At 69.5% G+C, this 20,693-nt stretch carries 7 protein-coding genes; 2 read left to right on the top strand and 5 right to left on the bottom strand.

Going from position 1 to position 20,693, the window contains the following annotated elements; genetic code table 11:
- Positions 1 to 78 precede the first annotated feature (78 nt).
- Complete coding sequence (locus ACX114_RS12775) at positions 79 to 2,196, top strand: Ig-like domain-containing protein (RefSeq protein WP_459297963.1); 2,118 nt, start codon at positions 79 to 81, stop codon at positions 2,194 to 2,196.
- An 83-nt stretch (positions 2,197 to 2,279) separates the two neighbouring features.
- Positions 2,280 to 2,894: a hypothetical protein gene (locus ACX114_RS12770; protein ID WP_459297961.1), complete on the top strand. Its 615-nt coding sequence runs from the start codon at positions 2,280 to 2,282 to the stop codon at positions 2,892 to 2,894.
- Between the two features lie 112 nt (positions 2,895 to 3,006).
- Here ACX114_RS12770 and ACX114_RS12765 read toward each other — a convergent pair whose 3' ends face one another.
- The 5 genes from ACX114_RS12765 to ACX114_RS12745 all read right to left on the bottom strand — a co-directional run bounded on the left by ACX114_RS12765 (position 3,007) and on the right by ACX114_RS12745 (position 20,590).
- On the bottom strand, positions 3,007 to 4,107 hold the full coding sequence (locus tag ACX114_RS12765) for a TIGR04552 family protein (protein ID WP_459297959.1): 1,101 nt from the start codon (positions 4,105 to 4,107) through the stop codon (positions 3,007 to 3,009).
- Between the two features lie 102 nt (positions 4,108 to 4,209).
- The gene (locus ACX114_RS12760; protein ID WP_459297957.1) at positions 4,210 to 4,692 is read right to left on the bottom strand and encodes a toxin-antitoxin system YwqK family antitoxin; all 483 of its coding nucleotides are present in this window, start codon (positions 4,690 to 4,692) and stop codon (positions 4,210 to 4,212) included.
- 228 nt (positions 4,693 to 4,920) lie between these two features.
- On the bottom strand, positions 4,921 to 5,799 hold the full coding sequence (locus tag ACX114_RS12755) for a DUF1190 domain-containing protein (RefSeq protein ID WP_459297955.1): 879 nt from the start codon (positions 5,797 to 5,799) through the stop codon (positions 4,921 to 4,923).
- Positions 5,800 to 6,036: 237 nt separating this feature from the next.
- Positions 6,037 to 8,178 (bottom strand): adventurous gliding motility protein GltJ, encoded by a 2,142-nt coding sequence (gene gltJ / locus ACX114_RS12750; protein WP_459297953.1) that lies wholly within the window; start codon positions 8,176 to 8,178, stop codon positions 6,037 to 6,039.
- 136 nt (positions 8,179 to 8,314) lie between these two features.
- Positions 8,315 to 20,590: a tetratricopeptide repeat protein gene (locus ACX114_RS12745; RefSeq protein ID WP_459297951.1), complete on the bottom strand. Its 12,276-nt coding sequence runs from the start codon at positions 20,588 to 20,590 to the stop codon at positions 8,315 to 8,317.
- Positions 20,591 to 20,693: the final 103 nt, after the last annotated feature.

The following is a 20,693-nucleotide window of genomic DNA, read 5'->3' as shown; positions in this document are numbered from 1 at the left end:
CCTGTCCTGTTCCCCGGATGGGCATGGCAGTGTTCTTCCTCGGGACCGACTGGTCCCGACCTTGCTGAACACGCCCCCATGCCCAACCTGAAACACCTGGTGTTGTTGAGCTGCATCGGCCTGAGCCCCGCATGCATCGACGTTCCCCCGCTGGAGGACCCGCCCAAGGAGGATCCGCGAACGGACCCCGACGCGGACTTCACCTTCACGGCGACTCCTGCACAGGAGCAGGTCCTCCCGGGAGGAAGCCTGGATTGCGATGTCCGGCTCGCCTGGACCGAATCCACGGGAGGCGCCGTCACCTGGAGCCTCGTCTCTCCGCCCACGGGCATCGAGCTTCAGTCGTTCACCCTCCCCCAGGGAGAAACGCGCGCGACCCTGAGCATCCGCGTGGGAGCGGGCACGGTGCCCGGGGCCTACACGCTGACGCTCCAGGGCAAGAGCGGCTCGGTCACGAAGCAGGCCACGCTGACGGTGACGGTCGGAAAGCCCGGGGACCTGGTGGTGAACTGGGTCGTGCCCACGCCCGGGAAGGCGTACACGCGAGGCCCCCTGCTCCTGCAGTTCACGGTGGAAGGAGGCGCGGCGGACAACGTGGAGATCCTGAAGGACACCACGGTGCTCGTGAAGCCTACGGGGAGCCCCTATTCGTTCACCTGGGACACCACCCAGGAAGCCGAGGGCACCTACCAACTGTCCATCCGCGCGACCCGCGGTGGTGCAGCTTTCATCAGCGCGGCACGAATGGTCATCGTGGACCGGACCGCGCCCACGGTGGCGTCCTTCCTGCCGGCCAGGGACGCGGCGACCGTGGGCGTTCACGACGCCATCCAGGTCACCTTCAGTGAGCCCATGAGTTCGCTCTCGGTGACGGAGGCGTCGGTGGGGCTCAAGACGGGTACCGGGGATGCCATCGCGAAGTCCGTGGCGCTCGCAGCGGACGGCAAGACGCTCAGCGTAACGCCGCTGAGCCCCCTGACCGCACCAAGCACTGTCCAGGTCGACCTCACTGCCGCTACGAGTGTTCTCACGGATCTGGCGGGGAACAGCTTGGTCAACGCCCCGGCATGGACCTTCTCCGTGCCGACGTGGCTGCCCTTGGGCGGAGCGATCAGCGCGGTCGGAGGCAAGACCTCTGCTGAAGGCGTCGTCCTGAAGATGGATCGCAATGCGCAGCCCGTGATCGTCTGGGCAGAGTCAGACGGGACGAGCAAGAACATCCATGTGGCTCGTTGGACAGGGACTGACTGGTCCGTGCTGGGCGGCGGATTGAGTGGCCTGGCGGGTGCAGGGACGGACGCAACGCAGCCTACGCTCCTCATTGATTCCGCGAACCGACCGGTAGTCGCATGGCATGAGGAGTCTGGCTCTAGAGAGAACGTCTCTCTCTTTGCACGCCGGTGGACAGGAACGGGCTGGGAATCCCTCCCATCCATTCCCCCACACTCTGGCGACTTCGAAATATCGGCGCCTTCTCTCGCGGCGGAAATGAACGGAGCGATTCACCTCTACGCTCTCAATGGCGACGAAGGCATCGCGGAGATTGGCCACTATCAACTCAGCCCAGGGGGACAGTCGTGGACGCGCACGGTCATCCCGCGTCCCCCGGAATCGCCCCGCGTCTACTCGTTTTCCACTGCTGCTTCCACGAGCAGCATCTACGTCTCGTATAGCATCCTGGACACGAGCGCTTATGACGGTCGGGTCGTCATTGGTGTCGCCGAGAATGAATCCAATCCGATGGGAGGAGGCGTCATTGGAAACGCATCCTGGACCCCATCCATCGCAGTCGACAGCAATGGCCGTCCCTGGGTCGCGTGGGCTGAGTCTGCTTCGAATCCGGCATCGGATGGGCGGATTCAATGGGCGCGGTGGGAAGGGACAAAGTGGACTTCCCCCGAATCCATCAGCGTAACATCCACCGGAAACATGGATCCCGACCTCTCCATGAGAACAGGAAGCCCTTATGTCTTGGCATGGAGTGGCATTGTGGGCGCCGAAAGAAGTGTCCTCGTCAGTCGCTGGATTTCCGGGGCCTGGCAACTCATTCCCCAGCCGCTCAATGCACTGACTACAACAGGTACGCCCGCATTCAAACCTTCTGTTGCAATGGATGCCAATGGACACCCCCTGATTGCATGGCTTGAAGAGGACGCAGTCTCGACCAACGTCTACATCTCCCGGCTCAACAACTAGCCTCGGCCGCAGAAGACCACCAGTACGGCAATGGCAGTGACGCCCTCAAACCCTCGCGCACCACTCAACCCTTCAAATCTCCCATGACAAGCAACCAAGCACTCTCGATCAAAATCCTCGCAGCGGCCCTCGCATTTTCCGCCTGCGGCTCTGTCCTCCCCACAGACGAAGCATCAATCCAGCCGGAAAGTGCCGTTCAGACATCTGCCCTTGGCGAACTCTGCCACAAAGGTGCCTATCAACCAGCTGGCTGTAACTACGGCGATTATTGTCAGCCCACCACGGGCCGCTGCTCGTCGGTTCCAAGTTCCGCTTGTGACAACTTCCTCATTCACGGCACATCATGGGATGCCAATACGTCTACAGGGCCAGTCATTTATGAGATCCGAACGATCAGATCTGCGCCCGATTTCACCTTCTGCGGCAACACGTGGGTAACGCGAGTGACATTCCAGTTCAAAGCCTATGCCCCGAACGCGGACCTTCCGACTTCGATAGAGGAGCTTTTTGGCCGATTCTACTTCGTTCCTCCTTCAGGGAATGAATTCAAGGCATCAGCCATTCAGAACCTCGTGACCACAAACGACAGTAAACACATCACCTTCGACGTGAATCTCTGCATTCCGTCTGCACTGACAAGCTATACTGCCGGTTTCTTTTTTAGCGGCGGCAATGAAGTTTGCGCTACAGCCCTGTAAGCATCACCGCAATGCTTGAGCTGGGCCACGGCCGAGCCGCTCATGGCGTAGAGATTCTTATCTTCGCCAGCAATGCCCAGTCAGCGAGCGGCGTCCTTCATGCGATGGCTGCTCACCCCTGACGTTTCGGAACTACCAGCCCGCGGCTCAGGCGGTTGAGGACACGCCGCTTCTGCCGGCGCTTGTAGCTTTCGTGAGCGTTGTCCCCGAGCTCATTGCGGCGGGCCGTCTCCTCATCCGCCATTTGAAACTCGACAAGCGCGAAGGTGACCCGTCCCTTTCGCGGGCGGGTATCACTTTCGGGCAGGGGCAGGTAGGGGTCCATCCGCAGGGGGAGGTCCACGACGAAGTTGAGGACCCGGTAGGAATCCCCAGAGAAGGCGTTCCCAGTCCGGTCCTCGCGGTCCTCGAAGTCCCGGTCCAGGTGGAGCTGGGGGATGAACTGCTCGAAGTGAGGGTTCTCCTCCAGCAGCCCCTTGAACGGCAGCAGCGAGTTCTCCGTCTGCCCCGGGACGACGAAGTTGAAGGGGAACAGACGCTGCGTCAGGAAGTAGAGGACCGGCAGCAGGTCCTCCCGCTTGCGGGTGATGACGCGAAAGCGCGTGCGGTCATAGACCTGCGCCGCCACGGTCTCCTTCTTCGCGATCAGCTTGGTGACCAGGGAGTCCCGCGTCTTGATGGAGTGGGCGAACTCCACGATGGGCAAGCCCATCTCCTTCATCTCACGAGCAACGCCCAGCACCTTCTCCGTGACCATCTCCGCCAGTTCGGCCTCGGAGGCGGCCAGCCGGAAGAGCAGGTCGCGCCCTTCGATGTGCTGGATGACGTGCATCACCTTCAAGACGATGCAGGCGATCCGTCGGTAGCGAGCAAGGCCTTTCGCCCCCGAAGCAAAGAGGAAGAGGTCATGAAGCTCTTCCGGCTGGGTCACCGCGTCCGCGACCCGGTAGTCGAAGGTCTTGCGCAGGTACTCCACGGCATCCGCGAGCACCGTCCGGCCCCAGGCGTCGTCATAGGGCCGCGACACGTCCAACTGGCAGAGGCGCAGGAACCGGTCCACCTCATCCCGCGTCTGGAAGTGCATGCGCCGCCAGTCGATGACCGACCCACCCCTCAGGATGAGCCGGATGCGCTCAAGTTCACGCAATCCCATCTCCGACACCGTGCGGACAGGGACAGCGGAGAGGACTGGAACGAGAGAGGGGGCCTTCACAGCGTTGTTCCTATCTGGCTGGAGCGCCAAGGGAAAGCCCCGCAATACGAAGGGCCCCGGCCTGGAAAGCAGGCTGGGGCCCTCCTGACCACGTCTGCCTGGCTACTTGGCGGCGACTTCCTTGCCCTTCTCGAAGCGGCTCTCACGGACGACCTTGCCGTCCTCGCTCAGCTCCTGAAACACGCCATCCTTTAGGCCGTTCTGGTAGTGCTCGATGAACTGGGGCTTGCCGCTCGCGAAGGAGAGCGTCCGCGTGCCGTGGTAGTTGCTCTCGCGGAACTCAATCTTGTCGTACTCGTTGCCAGCCTCGTCGTAGAAGAACCAGGTTCCCGTCTTGTGGCCGTTCAAGTACTGGCCCACCGCCGCCTTCTTTCCATTCGCATGGAACGAGCGGTAGGGGCCGTGCGCGACGAGGTTTCCACCGGCCAGTTCGGGCTTACGGCAGAACAGCCCGTCCGCCTTGGAGCCGGCCTGCTTGGTTCCTTCCGGACACGCCAGCTGCGTCGTGGTGTCTCCCGCGAAAGCCACAGGAGATGCGAGAGCCAGGCCCAGGGTGAACATCCGCATCAGCTTCTTGGACTGCATGGAGTCTCCTTTTGAAGTCGCCGGAACGCCCCAGCGCGCACCAGACAGGACGGAGAAAAACCGACTGAAATTCACGGGACATCCTCGCGCTTTGAAGCCCACACCCAACCCCAGGATGTCCAGACCGCGGGAGAAACGAAGAGCCCCGCCCCGTGATTCCTGGGCGGGGCTCCAAGGACTTCAGTGGATCGTGTCCCCTGGATACATCAGGGACCCGTCATCCAGGCCTTAGTAGTTGGCCTGGTGGCAGGCGAAGTTGCCACCCGTGAAGTAGTAGCCCAGGGAGGTCGTGTTGGACGACGGCAGCACGCAGATGTTGGCGACGATGTCCGCGCGGTTCCCCGTGACCGTGTAGTTGCCCGTGGAGGAGCTGATCGACGGAGCCTGGGTATTGCCGTTCACGAGGACGTAGAGGAACCCGTTCAGACCGGCGGACGTCGCGGGCCAGGCCGTGTCGGAGTACGCGGAGATGGTGATCTTCACGCGCTTGGTCGAGGTGGTGCCGCAGAACGTCGTGTCCGTGGTGGCGGTGCCGGTCGCGACCTTGAAGATGATCGGGCCCGTGGTGCCCAGCGCGGCCTTGTTGCCGAAGTTCTGGTAGTTCTCGCAGGTCGGGGTCGGGGGCGCCGAGCAGGTGCCGCTGTAGCAGGCCGAGCCGTACGCGCAGGTGGCCTTGCCCTCACCGGTGCAGGTCGTCGCGGCAGGGCTGCACACGCCCGTCGTGGTGTTGCAGGTGTTGCCGGAGCCGCAGTCAGCGTCCTTGGTGCAGCCCGTGGGGGTGGAGCCGGGCTCCTCGCAGCGCTTGGACACGGTGCCGCAGACCAGGCTGGTGGAGTCGTCCGTGTTGCACAGCTGGTTGGTCTGGCACTGGCAGACCTTCTGCGTGTTGGACGAACCCGCGAGCGGCGCGCAGTTCTTCTCGGTGTCCGGGCAGTCCGAGCCGCTCTCGCAGGTGTCCATGCACACGCCGCCGGCCGTGTTGCAGAAACCGGAGGAGCAGTCGGTGTCCGACGTACAGGACTCGACCGTCGTCGTGTCATCGCCACAGGCCGTCAGGGCCATCGAGCTCAAAGCGGCGAGCATCACCATCATCTTACGCAGCTGCATTCGGAACATCCTCCTGGATGGGGTACGTCGCCCGGTGTCTCCGGCCACCTGACTCCAGACACCGGGGTTTGAAGTCGAGCGGGCTTTAGTCCTCTCGCTCCAGACGTGTCAACGAGTGTTGACCGACCTTCCCACGGCTCCCACCCGAGGAAATTCACTGTTCACGAAAGCGCACAATCCTGACGCACGTCACAGCGACATCGCCGTCATATGTGACGGCGATGTCGCTGCTGGATTTCAGAACGTGAACGGGAAGTCGATGGGCTCGCCCTGCTTCTGGTGCTTCGGGAACGACCAGCTCTTGATGAGCCCCGTGATGCACGTGGCCATGTAGCTCGAGCGGAACTCATCCGTGCGGCACGACACGTTGCTCGTCTTGCCACTCGTCTGGACCGTCCAGCGCATCACCAGCTTGCCGCTGAGCGAAGGGTCCTTCTGCTTCTGCTCGTTCACGCACTTCACGATGGCCGGCTTGTTGTTCAGCACCACCTGCATGATGTCCGACTGCTGCAGGCGATCCAGCGTGCCGCCGCCCGGCTCAGGCGGGATGTACGCCGTCGCCGTCGGCTTGCTCGAGGGCTTCGCGGCCGGCGTCTTCTTCGTGCCGAACAGCTCGTCGAAGTCGTCATCCCCGCCACCGGAGCTCGACGACGAAGACGATGAAGAAGAGGAAGGCTTCGACACGGTGATCGCATCGCCCTCGTCGTCATCCCGTGAGGAGCCTCGGCTCCCGCTGGACCCCGACTTGCGATGGTTGCGCGGATCCACGCGCGCCACCGCCGTCCCCATGTTGGGCTGCGTGGTGGAGGCAGGCTTCACCTCCGCCGCGGGAGGAGGCGTCGGCGTGGCGGCCGGAGCCGTGGCCACGGCGGGCGTGGCGGCAGGAGGCGTTGCCCCCGCGGCCGGAGTGCCAGCAGCGGCAGGCGTCCCCGCGGCAGCGGCCGCCGCGGTGCCTTCCGCGGGCGTTCCGGCAGGCGGCGTCGCCGCGGGCTGCACCGCCGCAGGAGGAGGCGTCTGCACCGCCGCGGGAGGCGGCGGCATGGGCGGCATCTCCGCCTTGGGGGTCGGCGCGGCGGCGACCTGGACCGGCTGCTCCGCGGGACGCTCGGACGAATTGCCGCGCGCGACGAAGACGACCGCGGCGCCCGCCATCACCAGCACGCCCGCCGTCACCGCGACCATCATCCCCGTGCGGCCCTTGCCGCCCGTAGGTGCCGCCGCGGGCGGAGGATAGGCCGCCGGATACCCCGGAGGCGGATAGCCCTGCGGCTGCTGCCCGTACGGCATCTGGGGCTGCTGCGGCGCATAGCCCTGCGGCTGCGGCGCGTACTGCTGCTGCACCGGCGGCTGCGGCGCGTAGCCCTGCGGCTGCGGCTGCGCGTAGGGCTGGGGCGCGGCCATGCCCGGCGCGGCGGCCATCATGGCTCCGGGCATCGCCGGAGAGGACACCGGCTCCGGCGGCGGCACGGGCACGTCCAGGAGGCGCGACTGCGACAGAGGCTCGCGATCCAGCGATGGCGCCGGACGCGGCGGCGGCTTGCTGAGGGCGTCGTTCTCCTCCTTCACCAGCGAGGCCAGCACGCTCGCGGCCGAAGGCTTCCAGCCCACCGGCTCCTCGGCGACGGCCGAGTTGCCACCCGCGCCCGGACGGGAGGCGCCCGCGCTGAAGGCGGACTCCACCGGACCGGCGGGAAGCGTGGGCGACGACGTGGACACCGGCGCGGGCGCGACGATGACCGGCTTGGCCGGGCGCGGCGCCAGCACCGACGCCAGCTCCGCCGTCTCCGACAGGGGAATCCAGTCGCTGAAGCCCGAACGCCAGCAGAGGTTGTCCGGGCCCACCTCGCCGCGGTCCCAGGCGTCCTTCACCTTCTCCACCGTCCAGGGGCCCACCTGCTTCTCGTCGATGGCGACGTACCACTCGTGCGACGCGGTGGCGGCCTTCTCCTCCGCGGTCGGCTCGGCGGCTTCGGCCTCGGCGAGCTTGCGCACGGCCTCCGCCTTCGCGGCCTTGGCCTCCGCTTCCGCCTCCGCGGCCTTGAGCTTCTGCGACCCCGTGCTCAGGACCTGGTCGAAGACGGCGCCGATTTCATCCTCTTCCACGTCCGTGAAGAGGCCACCCTCCGGCGGCGTGCCCAGCGTGGCGGGCAGCCCCGTGCCGGACGACTCCACGATGCGTGGCGCGTTCGCATCCGCGCTGCTCTTGGTCTCGGTGGACGCGGAGGCCTCCGCCCCGCCCTCCTTCGCCGCCGATGCACCGGCGGGCCTCACCAGGATGGTGTGACCACACTTCTTGCAACGAAGTTTGACCCCCTTGGGGCCAACCTTGTCGTCGCTGATCATGTACTGCGCGCGGCAGCTGTCGCAGACGAAACGCATCGTTCCCGTAAGCCTCAGAAATGACGGGCGAAATCCCGTCTGAATCGTAGAAGTGGCCGCAGGCGGAGATCAAGGACACCTGCCTTGAACGCCCGCCTGCTTTCAACGCGTGAACCCTCGTTGCGGTCTGAGGGCCCTACTTTCGCACCTGGACCTCGACGTGTGTGCCAACGGCCACACGCAGCTCGTGCAGGTCCTCGGAGGTCGCGAACACCAGCAACTCCCGCAGCTTGGTGCGCGGGGCGACGCGGAAGGCGGACCCCGTCTCGCCCTGCACCATACGGCGCACGGGCTCCAGTTCGCCCGCGGCGAAGAGGCCCGCGCGCGACGCCGTGAGCTCCGCGCCCTCCAGCCACGTGCGCACATCCTGCGGCGTCGCCGTGGGCAGGTAGGCCCTCGCCACCTTCGCCAGGGCGGCCCGGTCCGGCTCGCTCAGGCTCTTCTGGAGCAGCTGCCGCTCCACGTCCACCAGCCGCGGATCCACCGTGTAGCGCACGTTGCCCACCACCAGGCTGAGCGCCGCCTGCACCACGGCCTCCAGCCGCTCGGGCGCCACGCGCTGGCTGAACGCCAGCTCCGGACGCGCCAGGGCCAGGGTGCGACCCAGGAGGTAGTACACCTCCTTCTGCCCCTGCTCCGCGAAGTACTTGCCGCCCACACGCACACACGCGGGATGCGTCTGGAGCAGATCCACGTTCACGAGCGGCTCGGGGGCCGGCTCGTTGGAGCGCTTCGCCAGGCGCTCGCGCGTGGCCACGAGGAAGGGCGAGTACAGCTCCACCGCCTCCATGCCGAAGAGCCGCGCGACGTAGCGGTAGTGATTGACGTGGTACTCCTGCGCCGTCGCCACGTCGATGCGGTGGCGCTTGGGCACCAGCTGGTACTGCGGGAAGGGCACCGCGTACAGGTGTCCCGCCTTCTCGAAGAGCAGGCCCAACAGCTCCGACAGCGGGCCGCGCACCTTCGGGTGGAAGAGCGCGGTCTGCCACAGCCGATCCGTCAGCGGACGCTGCGCCAACTCCTTCTTCTTCGCGTAGGGCCCCAGCTTGGTGAGGATCTCCTGCTCGTCCTCGCCCGCTTCACCCAGGAGGCCCGACACCGCCTGCGCGGCGAGCCACGCGGTGTCGTAGTCCTTGCGCACGGCGGACAACCGCACCAGGTGGCCCACCACCTTGCGCGGGTTCTGCGTGTTCGGCAGCGCGCGGCGCAGCGCCACGATGGCCTCTTCCTCGCGGCCCGGCATCTGGCCCGCGACCTCCGCGAACGTCTCCTGCATGGAGGCGTCGTCCGGCAGGCCCTTCGCAGCGACGCCGTAGGCGGCCACCGCGCCTTCCGGGTGCTTGAGCACCTGGAGGTACAGGTCGCCCAGCGCGCGCCACAGCGTCATGCGCGCCGGGTGCGTGTCCGGCGTCTTGGGCAGACGCGCGAGCATGCGCGTGTAGTTCTCCTCCAGCACCTTCCACTGGCGCGCGCCGCCGAGCATCGCCTCCAGCGCGCTGAAGGCCTCCACGAAGCGGTGGTCCAGGTCGAGCGCGGCGTTGAAGGCCTGCGTCGCGCCCTCCACGTCCTTCAGCTCGTCGCGGCGGATCTCACCGAGCGCGAACCACACGCGCTTGGCCTTGTGCGGCTCCAGCGCGAGCGCGGGCAGCGCCAGCATGCGGCCCAGCACGTCCGCGGCCTTCTGGCCCTGACGCGTCTCGCGCAGCAGCCGGTAGAGCGCGTCCATCACCTCCGGCGCGTCCGGCTGCGTCTTGAGGGCGCCGGTGAACGCGTCGATGGCCATGTACGGGTCGTGCAACTCGTCGCGCGCGATGCGGCCCAGCTCCAGGTAGACCTTGACCTTGGCCTCGCCCTCCAGGCTGTTGACGAGCTCCTGGCGCAGCTCCGCGGACTTGTCGTAGTTGCCCGCCTTGTCCATCAGCGTCACCAGCGCGCGCAGCGTCTGCTCGTGCTGCGGGTCGATGGCGAGCGCCTTCTCGAAGTGGTTCTGCGCACGGTCCGTCTGGCCGAGCGCGGCGTGCACGTCACCCAGCTGCCAGTAGACCTCCACGACCTCCAGGTCCGTCAGCTCCTCGCGGTGGTGGATGAGGATGGTCTGGAAGACCTTGAGCGCGTCCTCGTACCGCTTCGCCTGCACCAGCAGGTTGCCGTAGCCCTCGAGCGCGGGCAGGTACGTGGCGTCCAGGCCGTAGGCCTTCTCGTACGAGGACAGGGCCTTGTCGCGGCGGCCCAGCTTCTCCGTCACGTAGCCCAGCCGGTAGAGCTGGCGGCAGAGGTCCTGCGCGATGGCGGGGTCCTTCTCCGCCATGGCCTTCTCCGCCATCTTGCGCGTGACGATGTCCAGCATCCGCTCCGCGGACGACCAGTCCTCGCGCGCGATGTAGACGTCCGCCAGCGGGCGCGCCGCCTCCAGGCTGTCCGGGATGTGCTTGAGCGTCTCCTCCCAGTAGGGCGTGGCCGTGTCGCGGTCCTCGCGCGTCTCCGCGTGGTAGCGCGCGACGTCCAGCAGGGCCTTGCCCTTGGCGGCCGGATCATCCGTCTGCTGCGCCTCCTGCAGCAGCGTCTGCTCGTAGCCGCTCCAGTCCTGCTCCTGCTCCTGGATGCCCTTGAGGGCGCGGATGGTGGGCAGGTGGCCCGGGTCGATGGCGAGCGCCTGCTGGTACGCGTTCCGCGCGCTCGACATGTCCGCGAGCATGTCCTCGTTGATCTTCCCCAGGCGGTGCCACAGCTCCACCGCCGCCGGGTCACTGCCCACGACCTGCGCTTCCTTCTGGAGCATCTCCAGCGCGAAGGGCCAGTTGCCGCTGCGCTCGTAGAGCTTGCCCAGGGCGTGCAGCGCGGGACGGGACTCGGGGTCCGTGGCGAGCGCCGCGTGGTAGCTGTTCACCGCGCGGTCCACGGCCTTCAGGTTCTGGTACTGGACGTTGCCGATCTCCACGTACAGCTCCGCCTGCTCCTGCGGGCTGGTGGCGAGCGCGAGCTGCCGCTCGTACGCGAGGATGAGGTCCTCCCACCGGGACTGCGCGCGGCGCAGGCGGATGAGGGACTTGATGGCCTGCGCGTTCTGCGGGTCGATGGAGAGCACGCCCTCCACGCACGCGTCGGCGTTGGCCGGGTTCTGGTACGTGTCCTCCCAGATGGTCGCGCTGCGGAAGAGGACGCGGACCTTCTCGCGGTAGTCCTGCGACAGCTCCAGCATCCGCTCGTAGATGGCGAGCAGGTCCGCCGGCTGATCCAACCGCGTGTGCAGCCGCTCCAGCGCCTCCAGCGCCTCGCGGTTGTAGGGGTCGAACTCCAGCGCCATCCGGAACGCGGAGACCGCGGACTCGTCGTCCTTGAGGTCGCGCTCGTAGACGGTCGCCACCTCCACCTGGATGCGCGCACGCTCCTCGTTGGACGCCGCGAGGTCGCGGGCCCGCAGCAGCGTGGTGGCCACGTCGCGGAACGCGTTGCCGCGACGGTAGAGGTTCGTGAGGACGCCGAGCGTCTCCAGGTCCGGCTCCAGCTCCAGCGCGCGCAACAGGGCGCTGGCGGCCTCCGTGGGGTCGTCCAGCGTCTCGTCCCAGACGCGGGCGATCTCCTTGAGGATGCCCTTGCGCGCCTCGATGGAGCCCGCCGCCTCCAGCTTCTGCTCGAGCGCGACGACGTACTCGCGGTCGCGGCCGCGCCGCTGGAACACCGCCGCCAGCCCGTCCAGCGCAGTGGCGTTGGTGGGGTCGAACTCGAGGATCTTGCGGAACGCGGCCTCCGCGGCCTGCGGATCATCCAGCCGCGAGTCGTGGATGCGCGCGAGCGTGGCGTAGATTCGCTCCGCGAGCGGGCCACGGGGCAGCTCGTCCGCGACCTCCTCGTAGACCGCCGCCAGCTCCTCGTGGCTGCCCGTCTCGTCCGCGAGGCGCTCCACCTCTTCGCGCAGCGCGTCCTCGGCCGCGTCCAGTTGCAGCGCGCGGCAGAGCGCCAGGAAGGCCACGTCCTTCTGGCCCAGGCGCTCCTCCTGAACCCGGGCGATCTCCCGCAGCGCCGCCATCTTCTCCTCGTCGGTGACGAGGTGGGGCATGTAGCGGTCCATCACCGTGGCGTAGGCGCGCCAGTCGTTGTTCGCGCGGTACAGCGTGCACACGCGCTCGTAGGCGGTGCGGTTGGCGGGGTCGAGCTCCAGCACCTTCTCCAGCGCGCCGGCGGACAGCTCGGGCTTGCCGCCCTGCCCTTCCCACAGGTCCGCGACCGTGAAGTACGCGGCGATGGCCGGGTCGCGCTCCTCGGACGCCAGGTGCACCTGGACCTTGAGTTCCAGGGCGCGCACGGCGTCGTTCCACGCGCGCAGCGACACGGACAGCGCGTACACGCGCTCCAGGTCGGCAACGGCGTGCGGCTCGACCTCCAGCGCGCGGCGGGCCGCGTCCAGCGACTCCTCGCGCCGGCCCATGCCCGCGAGCACCTCCGCCATCCGCAGGCGGAGCGCCTTCACGCCGTCGCTGCTGTCCTGCAGCGGGATGAGGCGGCGCAGCACGCCCACCAGCTCCTCGCGCTGGCCGGTCTCGTCGTACAGCTCGCGCAGCGTGTCCAGCACGCCGCGGTGGCGCGCGTCGCGGTCCAGCGCCGCCTTGAAGTACGGCACCGCCGCTTCCGGCTGCTTGAGCAGGCGGTACACCACTCGGCCCAGGCGCTCGTTGAGGCGCACCACCTCACGCGGATCCAGCGTGATGGCCAGGCGGCCCTCGAGCATCTCGCGCAGCTCCTGCGGACGGTCCGCGCGCTCGTACAGCGACTCCAGCGCGTTGAAGACCTGCTCGTTGCGCGGGTTCTTCGCCAGCAGCTCGCGGTACAGGTCGATGGAGCGGCCCAGGTCCGACAGCCCCTCGGCCGACACCTGCGCCATCTTGCCCAGGACGCGGTCCCGCTCGCTGCCGGTGACCTTGTCCGCCTGGAGCTTCAGGATGGCGTAGAGCTTCTCGGAGGCGCCCGCGCCCTCGTAGATGCCCTCCAGGAGCCGCGCCGAGGCAAGGTGCGACGGATCCAGCGCGAGGATGGCCTCGTAGGCCCCCGCGGCGCGGTCCGGGCTGTCCATCCGCTCCTGGTAGAGCTGCCCCAGGCGGAAGAGGAAGCCGATCTTGTCCGCGGCTTGCGTCGCTCCGGTGGCCAGCGCCTCCAGCACGCCGGCCAGCTCCGGCCACGCCTCCAGGTGCAGGTAGAGGCGGTCCAACGCGACGAGCGAGCTCTGCTGCACGGACGTGTGCAGCGTGCGCGCGCGCTCGAAGTAGGACACCGCGCGGTCCGGGTCGCGCAGGCGCGTCTCCAGCACCTGGCCCAGCTTGAGGCACACCTGGGCCGCGTCGGCGGCCTCGGCGATGCGCGGCAGGGCCTCTTCGTAGAGCACCACCAGCTCGTCGTAGCTGCCCGCGACGTCGGTGGCGTTCTCCAGGCGGCGGCGGACCTCGCTGTCGTTCGGGTCTTCCTTGAAGCCGCGGTAGAGCGCGAGGAAGGCCAGCTCGCCCTCGCCCTGCGTCTCGCGCAGCGTGGCCAGCTCGCCGAGCAACTGCTTGCGCTCGATGGCGTCCGGCGACACGCCCACGCGCGTTTCAATCAACTGCGCCAGCCGCGTGACGTCGCCGCTCGCGCGGAAGGCGCGCAGCAGCGTCTCCACCGCGAGCAGGTTCTGCGGCTCGCGCGCCACGATGGCTTCCATGCGGCCCACCGCGCCCGGGTGGTTGGGCTGCATGGACAGCACCTCGCCGAACAGCGAAAGCGCGCCCGCCTTGTCGAGCAACTTGGACTCGCGCACCGTCGCCAGGCGGAACTTCAGCTCCAGGCCCTCCTCCGGCGGCATCAACGCGATGCGCCGCGCGAGGACGTCCGCGAGCTCCGGCCAGCGCTCCTGCTTCTGGCAGAGGCTGTCCATGCGCGCGAGCGCGACCGCGTCGTCCGGCTGAAGCTCCAGGAGGCGCCGGAACGTGGCCAGCGCGCCCAGCGGATCCTTGAGCTGCTCCTCCTGCAACGCGCCAATCTGGTGGAGCACCGCCGCGCGCCGCGCCGGCTCCTCCGACAGCGCGAGCTGACGGCGCAGCACCTCCAGCAGCTCCGAGGGACGGCCCTGCGAGGCCACCAGCCGCGCGGTGCCATCCAGCGCCTCGGTGTCCGTGGGCTTGAGCTCCAGCACGCGCTTCCACGACTGGAGCGCCTCCGCCGGCTCACCCAGGTCCACCTGCATCCGGGCGAGCGCGCGGTACAGCTCCGCGCGGGCCGCGTCGCTGGCCTTGGGGGCCACCTCGGTCAGCACCGCGCACAGCTCCTCGGGCGCCTCCGCCTTGTCCACCAGTTGGATGCACAGCTCCAGCGAGCGCGGATCCTCCGGCAGCTCGCGCAGCGCGCGCGTGGCGGAGAGGAACCCCATCTCCGCGTTCTCCAACGCGGTGGCGTAGATCTCCGCGATGCGGCGCAAGAGCGCGGCCCGCTCCTGCGGCACGGGCTCCGCGGAGGCGCGCGACTCCAGCATCTCCACCTGCTTCAGGTGGTTGCCCACCGACGCGAAGACGGGCTCCAGGGCGCTCGCCGCCGCGCCTCGCAGCGGGCTCTCCGAACGCGCCAGCTCCTCCAGCGCCCCCACCGCGCCCGGGTGGCCCGCGCGCCGCGCGAGCACCGCCTGGTACAGCTCCAGCGCGCCGCGCGGATCATCCAGGCGCGACACCTTCAGCCGGCCCAGGCGTACGCGCAGGTCGGATGCCTCTTCCTGCGCGTCGCGCGCGTCCGCCATCTGGATTTCACGCTCGACGTGCTGCGCGAGCTCCGCCCAGCGCTCCATGTCCGCGAGCACGCGGCCCAGCAGCTTCAGCGCGTTGGCGTTCTCCGGCCGGCGCTCCAGCACCTCGCGGTACGCCTGCGCCGCCAGCGACTTGTCCGCCAGCGTCTCCTCGGCCAGGTGCGCCAGCTCGAAGAGCAGGTTGATCTGCGAGGACGGATTCGTCTCCGCGGCCACCTGCCGGCGCATGACGAGCGCCAGCTCCCGGTTCGCGCCCGTGCGGCGGTGCACGCGGGCGATGGCCTCCAGCACCGGCTTGTTCATCGGGTCGCGCCGGCTCACCTGCTCCAGGGCGCGCACCGCCAGATCGTAGCGCTTCAGGCGGTTGTCGTAGATGGACGCCAGGCGCCGCCACAGGTCGCCCGCCAGGGGCTCCGCGGGGTCGCGCTCCAGCTGATCCTCGTAGGCCGCCGCCACCTCCTCGAAGGAGCCCGAGTCCGCCGCGAGCCGCTCCAGCTCGTCGCGCACGCCGGCTTCCGCGGGCAGCTCGTTGAACGCACGCAGACGCGCGACGAAGGCCAGCGACGTCTGGCCCAGGCCCTCGCGCAGGACGGCGATCTCCTGCAGCCGCTCCAGGCGCTGCTCCGGCGGAACGCCCGGCAGGAGCACCTCCAGCACGTCCACCAGCTTCCGCGTGTCGTTGAGCCCGCGGTAGACGGGCTCCAGCAACCGCGCCGCCTCCAGGCGGGGCCCGTCGTGCGCGAGCAGGCGCTCCAGGCCCGCCACCACCTGTCCGTCGCCCGGCGACAGCTCCAGCAGCCGGCGGTACACCGGCAGCGCTTCGGTGGGGCCGACCTCCTTCTCCAGCAGCTGCGCGCGGCGCAGCAGGTACGCGCGGCGCCCGGGCTCGTCCGGCGCGAGCTCGGAGAGCTGCTCCAGCACGTCCGCCTGCTCCACGAAGTGGCGCGTCTTCGCGTACAGCTTGTCCAGCGCCAGAAGCCCCTCGGGCACCTTGCGGATGGCCAACGCGGAGCGGAGCACTTCGATGGCCTTCGCGTCCTCGCCCGCGCTCGCGTAGGCCTCGCCGGCCTTGAGCAAGAGGCCCAGCCGCGCCTCCGGGTCGGTGGAGAGCTGCGCCTGACGGGCGTAGACCTCCGACAGGCTCTTGGCGTTCTGTCCCTTCTCGTAGAGCCGGGACAGCGCCTCCAGCGCCTGGCGGTCCTGCGGCGCGTCCGCCAGCAGGTTCTTCCAGAGGCGCGTGGCCTCCTCGGGCTGATCCAGGCTCTCACGCAGCTCCGCCGCGCGGCGCAGCAGGTCCAGCGTGGCCGGGTCTCCCGCGGTGAGCTCCACCGCGGTGCTCTCGTAGATCTCCGCCAGCACCTCGTGGCTGCCCGTCTCGCGGGCCAGCCGCTCCAGGTCCGGGCGCACGCCTTCGCGGTCCAGGTCGTTGGCGAACGCCTTCACCGCCGACATGAACGCGAGCGACGGCTGCTGCATGTCGCGCTCGTAGATGCGGCGGACCTCTCCGGCGAGGATGATCTTCTCCACCGTGAGCGCGGACTCCATCCGCGTCTCGCGCAGCGCCACGCGGCGGGCATGGTCGCCCACCTGCGCGAGCACCTTGTCCAGCACCTCCAGCGCCGCGCCGCTCATGGGCACGGACGCCTTTACCCAGGCCTCCAGCGCGGCCCTCGCGCCCGGGTGGCCCGGGTCCTCGGTGAGGATGCGCTTGTAGAGGCCCAGCGCCGCGTTGGCGTCGTCCAGCACCGTGCGCAGCAGCTCCGCCAGGCGGAAGGACACCTCACGCCCCTGCGGGCTCTGGCCCTCCTGGTTGCGCCGCAGCGTGAGCGTCCACGCCAGGTCCTTGGGACGGTTGAGGTCCGTGTAGAGGCGATCCAACGCAGTGGCGGCCTCGCGCTGCGCCGGGTCGCGCTCCGCGATGGCGCGCCACGCGGACGCCGCGCTCTCCTTGTCGGTGAGCTTCGCCTCGTGCAGCAGCGCGGCCTCGCGCAGGCACACGAGCTGATCCGCGGGCTCCTGGATGGCCGCCGCCAGCTTCTCCAGCACCTCCGCCAGCGCCGCCCACTCCTCGCCCGCGCGGTGCAACCGCTGCAACGCCCGCAGGCTGTCGAGGTTGCCCGGCTCCAGCTCCAACAGCGCGCGCAGCGCCTTCACCGCGCCGGGCCGGTCGTCGAGCTTCTTCTCCTGCACCTCCGCCAGCTCGCGCAGCAGCGCCGCGCGCGCGGGGCCCACGTCGCCCTCCTCCGTCAGCTCGGAGAGGATCTCCGCGAAGCTGTCGAGCGCGTCCGCGTCCTCCGCGGCCTGACGCGCGGCGGCCCGCAGGCCTCCGTCCGCCGGGGCCAGGCGCATCGCCCTCGCGAGCGACGCGAACGCCAGCTCCGGCTGCCGCAGGTGCGCCAGGTGCACCTGGGCCGCGTGACGCAGCGCCTGCACCCGGCCGGCATCGTCGCGCGCGACCTCCGCGAGGACGTCCAGCGTGGCCACCAGCTTGCGGTGTTCCTTCGTGCGCTCGTACGCCGGAATCAGCGCGCGCGCCGCCGCCTCGCGCGACGGGCCCGAGGCCAGCATCGCCTCCAGCGCCGAGAGCGCGTCCGGATCCGACGGACGCTGCCGCAAGAGGTCCGCGTAGCTCTGCACCGCCTCCGCGCTGCCGTCCTGCGAGCCCTGCAGCAGCTGCGCACGGCGCAGCTTCAGCCGGGACACGTGGTCCGCGTCACCGGCCGTCTCCGCCAGGCCGATCATCCGCGCCAGGGTGTCCCCCAGCTCGCGCTGCATGCCAGCCTTCTCGTAGAGCTCCGCGAGGCGCGGCAGGTGCCGGCCCTCCTCGCCACCATGCGAGATGGCGGACTGGAGCGCTTCGGCGGCCTGCTGCGGACGGCCCAGCTCCACGTTCAGGTCCACCAGCCGCAGGAGCAGGTCCAACCGCTCCGGCCCGCGCGTGGCGTGGATGCGCTTGCGCAGCAGCGTCTCCGCGTCCGCGGAGCGGCCCGCGCGCCCGTACAGCCGCACGAGGCGCTGGAGCACCTGCGGCGACTCGGGCGAGCGCGACAGCGCGGCCTCCAGCGCCGTGATGGCCTCCGCCGCCATCCCGCCCTCTTCCGCCAGCATCGACGCCTCGGAGAGCAGCTGCACGGCGAGGACGGGGTCCTCGGACTCGGTGGCGAGCGTGCGCAGCACCCGGCCCAGCTCCGCGTGCGCGGACAGGTCTCGCGCCAGGCGCGCCGTCTCCGAACGTCCCGCCTCGTCCTTCGGCTCCTCGCGCACCATGCGCAGCCGCGTGTCGAACGCCGCGCGGCTGTCCGCGAGCTGCTTCTCATGGATGCCGGCCAGCACCGTCAGCAGCCGCTTGCGCGTGGGCGCGTCCGTCGTGGACTCCAGCTGCTGCTGGAGCGCCGCCACCTGCCGCTGGTGGTCACCCGTGCGGCCGTAGTGGTTCGCCAGGGCCTCGGTCAGCGCGGCCGTGCGCACGCCTCCGGCCGCCAGCCGCTCCAGGCCGCCCACCACCACGCCCGTGGACACGTTCTCCGCCAGCAGAGCAAGGAACAGGTCCGCCGCGTCCTCCTGGCGGTTCAGCCGCTCCGCGTACAGCTTCGCCTGCCGCGCGGTCCACTCGTTGCGCTCAAGCTGCGTCTCGGAGAGCGTCGCCAGCTTCCCCGCCAGCGCCGCCGCCTCCTCGAACTTCGACAGCGCCACGCACAGCGCCTGGAGCCGCTGCACCGCCTGCGTGTCCTCGGGCGCCAGCTGCACCCACTGACGCACGAGCGGCTCCAGCTCCACGGGCGAGGCACCCGCCGCCTCGCGCCGGGCGATGTCCGTCTCCAGCCGCGTCTTCGGATCATCCGCCAGCGCCGCGGCCGCCTGCAGCGACTTCACCGCCTCGCTCGCCGCGGTGTCACCCGGCGCGCGCGCGAGCACCTCGCGCCACGCGGCCTCCGCCCGCACGGGGTCCGCCAGCGGGCCCTGGAGCAGCTGCGCCAGATGCCGCCACAGCGCCACCGCCACGGCCGGAGGCGTCGCCCCCTGCGCCGCGCGCAAGAGCGCGTGCGCCAGCGCCGGCTGCGCGTTGGCCTTCTCCGCGTGCTCCACCACCGTGTTGAGCAGCAGCGGCCGTCCCGGCTCCAGCTCCAGCGCGCGCGCCAGCACCTCGAAGGCGCCTCGCTCGTTCTCCTGCTCCTCGAACATCAGCGCCAGCGCTTCGCAGAACGCCACGCGCTCGGCGCGCGGACGCGGGGCGAGCATGGCCAACTCCAGGAGCGGCAGCACCTCGTCCAGCTTCTCGTCCTCCGCCAGCAGGCGCGACAGCTGGAAGGCCGCGAGCGCGTTGGTGGGCTCCAGCTTGAGCGCCGCCTCAAGGTGCGCGCGCGCCGCGTCCGCGTCCTGCAGTTGCTGCATGCACAGGTCCGCCAGGCGCAGACGCAGGCTGGCCTGCTGCGCGCGGTCCTTCACCGTGCCCAGGTAGCGCTCCAGCGTGGCCACCGCGTCCGCGTAGCGCTCCTGGCCCAGCATCAGCTCCGCCGCGAGGCTGGCCGCGTCCGCGCGCGACGCATCCGCCGCCACGGCCTTCTCGAAGGCGGCCAGCGCTCCGGCCGCGTCGTTCATCCGGCCCAGCTTCAGCGTGCCCACGCGCAGCCACAGGTCCACCTGCGCCGTGCGGTCACGCGCCTCGCCCGCCATCGCCTCCAGCTGCGCGAGCGCCGGTCCGTAGTCGCCCGCGCGCCCCGCCATCCGCTCGATGAGCGTGAGCGCCTCCGGCATGCCCGGCCACAGGAGGAAGCAGCGATCCAACGCCTCCTTCACCTTGCCGGCGGAGCCCGGGTCGTACCAGGCGAACAGCTTCGCCACGAGCAGCGACAGGCGCGCGGCGCTCTTGCGGTCGCGCTCCTCCAGCGACATGCCGCGCAGCATGCGGACCTTGTCGCGCCACACCTGCTCGAAGCGCTGCATCGCGCGGATGGCCTTATCGGCTCGCGCGTTCTGCGGATCCAGCTCCCGCGCCACGTCCAGCACCTGCTGCGCCAGCGCGTGCTCGGTGGGGTCGTCCACCAGCCGCTCCGCGAGCGCGGCGTACTCCTCCGCCATGCCCGCGTCGCCCAACGCGGCGCGCTCGCGCTGCAGCGCCTCGAACGCAGGCTGGAAGCGCTCCTCGGACAGAAGCAGCTGACGCACGCGCCGGAACGTCGCGCGGTCCGGCTTCACCCGCGCCGCGCGCTGCAGGCACAGCACCGCGCGGTCGCGGCGGAAGAGCTTCTGCTCGTAGAGGTCCGCGGCCTTCAGGTAGTGGCCCGCGCTCTCCTCGCCCTGCGTCGCGGCGCCCAGCCGCTCCAGCACGTCCACCAACGACGATGAGTCCTGGCGGATCTCATGCAGTCGCTTGAGACCGCGCAGCGCGGGCATCGGGTCCTTGGCGACCAGCAGCGCGCGCTTGAGCAGATCCTCCGCGCGCTGCGCGTTGCGCTGACGCTCGTGGGCCAGCTCCGCCGCGCGGCACAGGAGGCGCGCGGCCTCCTCGGTGGGAACGTCCCGCGAGCGCCCCTCGTAGAGGCGGATCAGCTCCTCGACACGGCCCGTCTTCTCCAGGGCCGCTTCGGTTTCAACGAAGGAGCGGTCGTCGGTCACACGCAGCGTGGGACGCGCAGGGGCGGAAGGCTGTTCCATGATGCTCGTTGGCCAAAGGGGGAATGAAACGAGGGCGCCAGCCGCCGGAGTGTACCGGCCGCGGGCGCCCCCGGGCAATCATGCAAAACCTGTCAACCGGCGG

It is taken from the genome of Corallococcus sp. M7 (assembly GCF_054512695.1).
Note: the sequence above shows the minus strand (reverse complement) of the source record. Positions and strands in the feature narration are given on the sequence as shown.